2 protein-coding genes are annotated in these 4879 nt (G+C 33.5%); both read left to right on the top strand.

The features are described from left to right. Positions 1-202: 202 nt before the first annotated feature. On the top strand, positions 203-2443 hold the full coding sequence (locus A3SG_RS0117465) for a cation:proton antiporter (RefSeq protein WP_016991286.1): 2241 nt from the start codon (positions 203-205) through the stop codon (positions 2441-2443). A 337-nt stretch (positions 2444-2780) separates the two neighbouring features. After that, positions 2781-4697: an AAA family ATPase gene (locus A3SG_RS0117460; protein ID WP_016991285.1), complete on the top strand. Its 1917-nt coding sequence runs from the start codon at positions 2781-2783 to the stop codon at positions 4695-4697. Positions 4698-4879 lie beyond the last annotated feature (182 nt).

Below are 4879 nucleotides of genomic sequence, written 5' to 3'. Positions count from 1 at the left end.
TTTTTTTTGTTAATCTTCTTTTTAACGGGAGGAAATGCAAAAGTGTAGCCCAGACTGCAATGGAAAGCCTTGCAGGAGAAAAACTATTTTTATGACAAATTGCAGAGCGACCAAAGGTAGCTCCTGCAAATGTCTAATAAAAAAGATTTTTAAACTAAAGCTTGAAATGGAAGGCTGGATATAGCTCCTAAAAAAATAAAATATGAGTACTGTAGCAACAGTTGCTGAAGCATCACAACATTTAAAACCCTTAATAAGTGACTTAGGATTAATTCTAATGACTGCTGGTATTGCAGTATTAATCTTTAAAAAACTAAAACAGCCCTTAGTCTTAGGGTATTTGATAGCTGGTTTTCTGGCTGGAACCCATTTCGATTTCTTTCCGTCCGTAAAAGATGTGAAAAGCGTTGAAGTCTGGGCAGAAATTGGGGTGATCATATTACTATTTAGCCTAGGACTTGAATTTAGTTTTAAGAAACTGATGAAAGTGGGCGGTACCGCTTCCATAACCGCTATTACCCAGATTATCACGATGGTCTTGATGGGGTTTCTAGTGGGACAGTGGATGGGCTGGAAGCAAATGGACAGCATCTTTTTAGGAGTGATTCTCTCCATTTCTTCTACTACAATAATTCTCAAGACCTTTGAAGAGCTGGGGGTAAAGGCTCAAAAATTTGCAGGAATAGTGATAGGTTCACTCATTGTTCAGGATATTGTAGCCATATTAATGATGGTCCTTTTATCTACAGTGGCGGTAAGTCAGCAATTTTCAGGAACCGAATTATTATTTTCTGTATTAAAATTGATTTTCTTTCTAATCATTTGGTTTGTCGGTGGAATATTTTTCATTCCTACACTGCTGAAAAAAGCAAAACATTTACTGACCGATGAGATGATGTTGATTATCTCACTTGCCCTTTGTTTAATGATGGTAATTTTAGCCTCTAATGTTGGATTCTCTCCGGCTCTAGGTGCCTTTATTATGGGGTCTATCATCGCAGAAACTACGCAGGCAGAGCACATTGAACACTTAATCAAGCCCGTAAAAGACTTGTTTGGAGCTATCTTCTTTGTATCAGTTGGAATGTTAATAGATCCAAATACACTTTACGAATATGCTTTTCCTGTACTGCTTTTAACGTTAATCACCATATTTGGACAATCCATAAGCTCGACTATCGGGGCATTGATTTCAGGACAGCCGTTAAAACAATCTGTACAAACAGGAATGAGTTTAGCACAAATTGGAGAATTCTCCTTTATTATAGCCACTTTAGGAATGTCGATGAACGTTACAAGTAATTTCCTATACCCAGTTGTTGTAGCAGTCTCCGCAATCACGACGTTCACAACGCCGTTTATGGTAAAAATGGCTACTCCTTTTGCTGATTTCTTAGAGCGAAAATTACCGCGAAAATGGATTAAAAGAATAGCGCGTTACAGTACGAATACTCAGGCAATCAAATCTGCAACTACCTGGCAAGTAGTGCTACGCACCACTATGTTACAAATAGTGATTCATACTGTAATCATAACTGCTATCATACTACTTTCCTCTAAGTTTGTTCTGCCTCTAGTAGAAAGCTCTAAATTTGGAAATGCTATCGCAGCCCTAATTACCATAATTACTATTTCGCCGTTTTTATGGGCACTATCCTTACGCCGTGTCGCAATTAAAGAAGTAGAAATATTACGTCAGGAGCGCAGATATAGAGGTCCTATCATGATGATGGTTTTGTTTAGAATCGGATTAGCTATATTTTACATCGGCTTCTTACTAAACATCTTTTTCTCTCCATTAGTCGCCTTTTTTGCCCTGCTTATCGCTATCGGTGTCTATTTCTTTTTTCCAAAGAGATTGCATCGTCAATACATTAAAATTGAGAATCATTTTCTTCAGAATCTTAATAATCGAGAAATTGTCAAAATTAGTAGAAGATATGCCAGCTTAACCCCCTGGGATGGACACATGAGTACTTTTACTATTGCTAAAGAATCAAACATTGCAGGTAAAACCTTGAAAGAATTGCGTCTTCGGGAGGAAATGGGAATTAATATCGCTTTTATAAAAAGAGGGGAAATAATGGTCAAAATACCAACAAAAAATGAACGCTTGTTTCCCGGTGATGAGATTTGCGTCATTGGTACAGATGCGCAGGTAAAGGAATTCAAAACCTACCTGCGGATGCATGAATTTGAGTTACCCAAAAATGTTGAAAAAACGGAAATTAGTCTGCAACAACTCGAATTAAACAAGGAAGAACTGATAGGTAAAAGCATCAGCGAATCCCGTATTAGAGAAAAAGCGAATGGCATGGTCGTGGGTATAGAAAGAAACGGGAAAAGATTATTGAATCCGGAATCAGATTTAGTACTACAGAAAAACGATATTCTATGGGTCGTGGGTGATAAAAAGAGAATGAACAAATTCTTTAAGGAATAAGTTTTGGGAACGGAATTTTGGGGATAATGAATAGTATTCCTAAATCCTGAGGCAGAACGTACTTTATGCTTCATCCAAGGCACATCAAACTTCCCCGGCTTAAAAGGGATAAATCATATGGTCCCTATATAATTACACGGGCTTTGCAAGTACAACAATCAGCTAGACAGCAATAAAGAGAATTATGGATATTGTGCCTTTCTTAAAATTAACAAGTAGATGTTTATAAAATGATTGTGAAAAATTAAAAAATATGTATATATTTGATGTTATCTACTAGTTATAAGCTATTTTATGAGAACTACTGAAATTCAACACCTTAATGCAATAATTAAATATGACAGAAAAAGATAATTTTTTAGAATTTATAGAGACAAGTTTGCTACAATTAGGGTTACATAAAGAAATTTGTACCGTTTGTGAAGTCAACGAAATAATGGTTGATTTACATGACAAAATAATATCATATTGTAATATTTTAAAAAAAGTCATATCAGAAAAAAATTTAGCTACAAATTATATTCAGCAATTTCAAAATGACTTAACTCAAGCTTTAAATTACCTACCATATAGACAAAATCAAAATTTAGATTTTATTCAACCACAGAATAAAGAAAGTATAAAAACGAGAATTGAGAATCAAATTCTTCCATTAGAGAATCAATTAAAATTAATACAATTCAATTTTGATTTCTTTACAAAACTTAATTTTTTCAGTAGTAACATTGTGGCAATCGGAGCTAATGGAAGTGGAAAAACAACACTTTCAAACGATTTAAAAAAGTACCTGCCAAATACTGGTGTTGTAATTTCAGCTCAAAAAGTATTAATAATTCCAACATTTAGTGGAGTTTCAAACTTTAATAATACTAATCAGAAACTTCAAAATTCCCAAGTAGCTGATAAGTCTATGAAAGTTACCTACTCAACGGAAAGTAATGGTAACGCATATAGTTTACTTGTTCAACTTGGTGGAGAATTTCAAGTTCTTTTAGATAATTTATTGGCAGAACGAAGTGTAATTAGAAATCAGTTTTGTGATGCTTTAATTAAAGGAGGCAACCAAGTAAACGTTCCTACGACAAAACTTGACATTGCTTTAAAAATATGGAATTCACTAATCCAACATAGAATAATGGAATGTGATGATGGCATTAATATTACGCTAAAGGAGATATCAAGCTCTAGTAATTATCCAGCTCACCAAATGAGTGATGGTGAAAAAGTAGCATTGTATTTAATTGCGCATATTTTACAAGCACCAACATCAGGTTTTATAATTGTTGATGAACCTGAAATGTATTTACATAAAACGATACTTAAAAAACTGTGGGACATTCTAGAAAAAGAAAGACAAGATTGCATCTTTGTTTATTTAACACATGATTTAGATTTTGCCACGAGTAGAACTACTGCAAAAAAAGTATGGATTAAATCATTCAATCATCCAAGTAGTTGGGAGATTGAAAATATCCCAGAAAATGAATTACCTGAATCTTTACTTCTTGAATTATTAGGTAGTCGAAAAAATATTTTATTCTGTGAAGGCAAAAAGGGAAGCATTGATGAAAAAGTTTATAACATACTTTTTCCTGACTTTACCATTTCACCAGTCGATAATTGTTTTGCTGTAATTAATTATACTAAAGCATTTAATAAATTACCTAATATTACAACAAAAGCTTACGGCTTGATTGATTCTGACCATCATGGCTTAGAAAGGCTTAAAGCAATTGAAGTTGAAAATATTTTTTCTTTCTCAATGACTGAACCCGAAAATTTATTTTTAGATGAAACATTTTTAAAATTAATGGCAAAACAACTGTTGATGGATGAAACAATTGTTGAAAATATAAAATCAGATGTTATTGCACTACTGCAAAAGGAAATTGAATTACAATCTTCAAATTATGTTTCTACTAAAATTAACTATTATTTCAAAGATTCACACGTTTCTAAAGGAAATACTCCAGCAGAAGTTATAAGCAACTACACGAAATTTACTAAAGAAATAAAAATAGAAGAATGGCATGAACAAAGATTATTGGAACTTAAAGAAATTATTAAAAATAATGATTATCCGAAAACCCTTTCACTATTCAATAATAAAGGCTTAAAAAGTATAGCAAACAAACATTTAAAAATATCTGATTTTACAGAAAGAGCATTAAAACTATTACAATTTCAGTCAGAAACACACGAAATGATTAGAAAATATTTTCCAACTGGAATAACAAATAAAAACGGCTTATAATCGAGTAGACGGCTCCGCTAGAAACTAACGGAGTGCGCCTCTCACACCACCGAGCGTACGGGTCACGTACTCGGCGGTTCGCAAAGAGATGGATTAAGTTCGATATAAACATCAGTCAATGAATAATACCCTTTTTGTTTTAAGCGTTTTAAAGTGATGGTAGTTCCTAAAATTGGACTCTG

Source organism: Flavobacterium sp. ACAM 123, assembly GCF_000264055.1.
Taxonomy (GTDB): domain Bacteria; phylum Bacteroidota; class Bacteroidia; order Flavobacteriales; family Flavobacteriaceae; genus Flavobacterium.
This window is presented reverse-complemented; position numbering and strand designations above follow the sequence as displayed.

Excerpts from the sequence above, each read along its gene's own strand:
- A3SG_RS0117465 (WP_016991286.1), top strand. The coding sequence starts at position 203 with ATGAGTACTGTAGCAACAGTTGCTGAAGCATCACAACATTTAAAACCC.
- A3SG_RS0117460 (WP_016991285.1), top strand. The coding sequence starts at position 2,781 with ATGACAGAAAAAGATAATTTTTTAGAATTTATAGAGACAAGTTTGCTA.